At 69.1% G+C, this 658-nt stretch carries 1 protein-coding gene and 1 pseudogene; both read right to left on the bottom strand.

All coding sequences use genetic code 11. From position 1 onward, the window contains the following. Positions 1-186, bottom strand: a pseudogene (locus tag ACTWQJ_RS52030) (IS701 family transposase); the annotation flags it as partial. A 23-nt stretch (positions 187-209) separates the two neighbouring features. Further along, positions 210-527, bottom strand: a complete 318-nt coding sequence (locus tag ACTWQJ_RS52025) for a hypothetical protein (protein WP_443313302.1) — start codon at positions 525-527, stop codon at positions 210-212. Positions 528-658 lie beyond the last annotated feature (131 nt).

The following is a 658-nucleotide window of genomic DNA, read 5'->3' as shown; positions in this document are numbered from 1 at the left end:
TCCCGTCACCGGCTCGGCCCCAGCCAGACACGTCAGCGTCTTGTTGCGCTCCCGCGGCGCCAGCAACCCGGTCAGGTACTGGCGAAAGCCCCGACGCTGAGCCAGAGAGTCGAACAGATCGTCGAAGTCGGCAGCGTACTGCTCCAATGGGCCCGGAGCCGGCGGACACGGACGACGAGCAGTCATCACACCCACCCCTACTCGGCCTTCTACTGCGACCACTGACCCACGTCAACAAACCACCGGTAGCTGCGGTGGATCACGGTGCGGATGATCCGGTAGGCGCGCTCGGTCGGGGTCATCGTGCCGACGCTGTACAGGCGGTAGCCATCGTGGAGGGTCACCAGCCCTTCGGCGGCGAGCTGCTCCCGAGCGGAGCGGACCACGGCCGTCGGCAGCTGGAGCTGCCGCGCCATCGTGGCCAGGGCAGGCCGGTGGGTGCCCGGCTCGGTACACGACAGCCGCACCCACCGGCGCACCGACTCAACGTCTTCGTCGCTCGCCACCCCGCTGTCCGCGACCGTCATGCCTGTGCTCCCTGTCCAGCTGGTCCGATGCGGGATCCAGCCTGACGGGCCGCGTGACGCGGGCGCCACGAAGTTGCGCGAATTGCGCGAACCGGGTCCGCACAGGCCGGATACGTGCTGGTCCGTCGGTG

This window comes from Streptomyces sp. KR55 (assembly GCF_052245645.1).
In the GTDB taxonomy this organism is placed as follows: Bacteria; Actinomycetota; Actinomycetes; order Streptomycetales; family Streptomycetaceae; genus Streptomyces; species Streptomyces flavusporus.
The sequence above is the reverse complement of the archived record's forward strand: the minus strand, read 5'-3'. Positions and strand labels throughout refer to the sequence as shown.